The sequence below is a fragment of the Microcoleus sp. B13-B6 genome (genome assembly GCF_036705405.1).
Classification (GTDB): domain Bacteria; phylum Cyanobacteriota; class Cyanobacteriia; order Cyanobacteriales; family Microcoleaceae; genus Microcoleus.
Window position 1 is genome coordinate 40,027 of record NZ_JAUBUJ010000044.1, and the last position, 2,903, is coordinate 42,929.

Here is a 2,903-nt window from a genome sequence, read left to right on the forward strand (position 1 = left end):
CCGAGCGAGCGATTAAAGGGGCGGGTTTTTGAGATTGTTAATTATTGGCAGATATTGTTGGTGAACCCGCCCCTACCGTATTAGGGGTAATCGACCGGACATAATATGACTAATGACTGATGACTAATAACTAATGACTAATGACTAATGACTAATGACTAATGACTAATGACTAATGACTTAGTATCTGGTATGCACCGGCCAACGGCGGCGGCTACAGGCCACAAACTCGCAACTAAATCTACCATATCTGCTAAAGAAAGAGCTTGCCGCGCATCAGAAACCGATTTTTCTGGTTGCGGGTGACACTCAATAATTAATCCGTCTGCACCGCAAGCAACCGCTGCTTTGGCTAGGGGTGCGACTAATTCTCGCTTGCCTACTGCGTGAGAAGGGTCTACTATTACTGGCAAATGAGTTAACTGTTTCAGTGCTACGACGGCACCTAAATCTAATACATTCCGGGTGTAATTGTCGAAGCTGCGGATGCCTCTTTCGCAGAGAACTACATGAGGATTTCCGTGACTGAGAATGTATTCGGCGGCCATCACAAATTCTTCGATTGTGGCTGATAAGCCGCGTTTTAGCAGGACTGGTTTTCCGGCTTGACCGATCGCCTTTAGTAACTCGAAGTTTTGCATATTCCGACTGCCTAGTTGCAGCATATCAGCATAGGTGACAACTGGATCGATTTGGGCGATCGACATTACCTCTGTCACTACGGGCAAACCGTAACGCCGGCTGACATCGGCTAAAATTTCGAGTCCCTCAATTCCCATGCCTTGGAAAGCATAGGGAGATGTGCGGGGTTTGTAGACTCCGCCTCGCAAAGCTTGCACGGATGCGGCAGAGAGTTGGCGGGCGACTGTTTCCATTTGTGCAGAACTTTCGACGGTACAGGGGCCGCCGATGATTAATAATTCTTGGCCGCCGACGGAGACTGTTTCTGAGAGTTTGACAATTGTTTGGTGTTCTGGATGAGATTTGGTTACGAGTTTGGCTTCTAACATGAGGGAATTTTCCTGGGAAATTAAGTGGGTGGTTGACAACAAAAAACCCGGAACTTTTAGGAGTTCCGGGTTGGTGCGAAAAGACAGCGCGACAATTTACCCAGAACTTTTGTTGGGCCAAAAATAAAAGCTGTTGTACCAGTTAATGAATAATGTCATTGCTGTTTTCGCTTGTACTCGATTGGTTGTTGGGAAAAGAAGTAGAAAAAACAAAACCGCAGGTGTTAGTCTGCGGTTCGCCCGGATGTTCACAGTGAATTGTAAATTCACTCCGGGCGAACTTGGCTGTACCAAAAATAAAAATAGCTGTTGGCTGTGAACTTGGCTGTGAACATAGCTGAAGTGCTGCGATTTGTGGATTAAACACAATACTATTCGATAAGCTATCACAGACTGGTAGGAATGTCAAGCATTTTTTTGCAAAATGTATGGAAACGGCAATGGCGTTTAAGTCGGCGCGGTTGTCGTTTTTTGGCTATGTCTGTTATTATATCGACATAGGGACAAAACGACAAGTCCTTATATCGACAAACGACCCTATCCGATCGCGCGCCTGTGTGTCAGGCTAGACAGATAGACAAATCGATATAGCGATATGGAAACTTTGAGTACAAGTAAAACTGTGTCCGTAAAAATCTATCTACCTGAAGAGACAAGAGCCAAGTTCAAAGCATCTTGCGCCATGCGTAGCCTCAGCATGAATGAGGTTCTGTTGGAGTACATCGAAACTTGGCTACAGGAAAACGAACCCGTTTTAGAGCCAAAGCCCCAGCGCGTCAAGACGATCGCCAAAACAGAGGAAACAGACTGATGACCGATCGACTATATCGAATAAATGGCATCCTCGAACAAAGCGCGAGGGACAAATGCTGAGAGATTCAGACAACCCAGAGAAATCTTGGGAGGATTTAGAAGCCGAACTGCTTCCTCACCGTCCTTTTTATGCCCCTGGCGAGACTGAAATTGAAAAAGACCTTTATGCTAAGCGACGATGTGCTCAGCATAAAATGAAGGCTGAAAAACGCCCCGATATTGCAGGCCGTTCTTATTACTACTGCACGGAGACAAATAATGATGACTAACTCGAACTACCGACTGCTACCTGCCAGAGATGAGTATGTCCAAGTGTCTATCTATCTCAATCGGGTGCATTTGGACGGATATACGCCCGATCGCGCGATCGCACAATTGATCGAAATGGGTTATGCTCCTACTTTGCAATATCAGTGGAATCCAAAACGAAATGAGTTTGATTTATTTGCTCTGATTCACGATCGCCCGATCGCCGATTCACTGATGGATAAACAGGCTTGTGATGCTCTCTGGGCTGCTTTTAACCAATCTTCGCTTTACGTGATTGGTTGCGAGGCGGCGCAAAATTCTAACTGGCTAGCGGCACGCAGCTTTAATGATCCGCGCCGTCACGCTACGCCGGAGGAAATCGAGCCTCTGGAAGCAAATGCTACGGCCGCTGCTTAATATTTTAGTCCTGAGCGCAACTGGCACAAAAAAGGCACGTAGTTGCGCTTAAGCGCTCTTACTTAATATCTATGAAAGAGCGGTCTCTTGGCAACTATGTGCCTCAAAAATCTTTAACTATTGCACACTACGGATATTCGATCGCGCGATGGGGTTGGAGGACACGGTGCCGTGTCCAAACAATCTTCTTAAGGGGGATGCGAGGGGGATATGGTCTTGGCTATAAACCAATAGGGTTCAGTTAAGGAAAATTGTAGCGAAAATGTTGGGTTTCTATTTTGAGAAAAAGATTTGTAGGGGCGGGTTCACCAACAATCATCGTCAATAATCCACAATATCGTAAACCCGCCCCCACCCAACGGTAAATCGATCTATACGTTTGGAGGATGGGATGAAATCAAGGTTCATGTAGGT

At 46.1% G+C, this 2,903-nt stretch carries 5 protein-coding genes; 3 read left to right on the top strand and 2 right to left on the bottom strand.

What is annotated here, in order from left to right; genetic code table 11:
* Nucleotides 1-158: 158 nt before the first annotated feature.
* The gene (aroF, locus tag QUB35_RS19935) at nt 159-1,031 is read right to left on the bottom strand and encodes a 3-deoxy-7-phosphoheptulonate synthase (protein ID WP_333143518.1); all 873 of its coding nucleotides are present in this window, start codon (nt 1,029-1,031) and stop codon (nt 159-161) included.
* Nucleotides 1,032-1,152: 121 nt separating this feature from the next.
* Nucleotides 1,153-1,377 (bottom strand): hypothetical protein, encoded by a 225-nt coding sequence (locus QUB35_RS19940; protein WP_333143499.1) that lies wholly within the window; start codon nt 1,375-1,377, stop codon nt 1,153-1,155.
* 228 nt (nt 1,378-1,605) lie between these two features.
* On the opposite strand from QUB35_RS19940, the gene QUB35_RS19945 reads away from it, so the two are divergent.
* The 3 genes from QUB35_RS19945 to QUB35_RS19955 are packed head-to-tail and all read left to right on the top strand — an operon-like array spanning nt 1,606 to nt 2,489.
* Nucleotides 1,606-1,821 carry a plasmid partition protein ParG gene (locus QUB35_RS19945; RefSeq protein ID WP_333143500.1) on the top strand — a complete coding sequence of 72 codons (216 nt, stop codon included), beginning with the start codon at nt 1,606-1,608 and terminating at the stop codon, nt 1,819-1,821.
* A 55-nt stretch (nt 1,822-1,876) separates the two neighbouring features.
* Nucleotides 1,877-2,092: a hypothetical protein gene (locus tag QUB35_RS19950; protein WP_190739384.1), complete on the top strand. Its 216-nt coding sequence runs from the start codon at nt 1,877-1,879 to the stop codon at nt 2,090-2,092.
* The gene (locus QUB35_RS19955; protein ID WP_333143501.1) at nt 2,085-2,489 is read left to right on the top strand and encodes a hypothetical protein; all 405 of its coding nucleotides are present in this window, start codon (nt 2,085-2,087) and stop codon (nt 2,487-2,489) included. The genes QUB35_RS19950 and QUB35_RS19955 overlap by 8 nt, the downstream gene beginning before the upstream one ends.
* Nucleotides 2,490-2,903: the final 414 nt, after the last annotated feature.

What these genes read in the sequence shown, in the direction of transcription:
- QUB35_RS19955 (WP_333143501.1), top strand. Translation starts at nt 2,085, where the DNA reads ATGACTAACTCGAACTACCGACTGCTACCTGCCAGAGATGAGTATGTC.
- QUB35_RS19945 (WP_333143500.1), top strand. Translation starts at nt 1,606, where the DNA reads ATGGAAACTTTGAGTACAAGTAAAACTGTGTCCGTAAAAATCTATCTA.
- QUB35_RS19950 (WP_190739384.1), top strand. Translation starts at nt 1,877, where the DNA reads ATGCTGAGAGATTCAGACAACCCAGAGAAATCTTGGGAGGATTTAGAA.